The sequence below is a fragment of the Escherichia sp. 94.0001 genome, from assembly GCF_013369155.2.
GTDB classification, from domain to species: domain Bacteria; phylum Pseudomonadota; class Gammaproteobacteria; order Enterobacterales; family Enterobacteriaceae; genus Escherichia; species Escherichia coli_F.
Map to the genome: position 1 here is coordinate 1 of NZ_JABWMS020000308.1, position 267 is coordinate 267.

1 pseudogene is annotated in these 267 nt (G+C 47.2%); it reads right to left on the minus strand.

The annotated features are described in order from the left end of the window. A pseudogene (locus HEN33_RS25875) lies at positions 1 to 267 on the minus strand (exonuclease); the annotation flags it as partial.

Consider the following 267-nt stretch of genomic DNA (forward strand, 5'->3'; position numbering starts at 1 on the left):
CCTTCACCCATTTCGGATCATTCGGGTCGCTAATCCCTGCAACAAATTCACCACGTGATGCGGCGAGCAACTGATTGGCGTCAGGCTGGCTGATATTGGCTGCCTGCATAATTTTCTTTACTTCGTCAGCGGTAACTTTTACCGGTTCTGGTTGTTCAGAATTTTGTGCGGTATTTGCATTTTGCGGTAAGCCTGTGTATGTGCCATTTTTTCGGGCAAAATATTCTTCTTTTGTGATTTCAGTAGCCCCGGCAGCCAGCGCCTTAT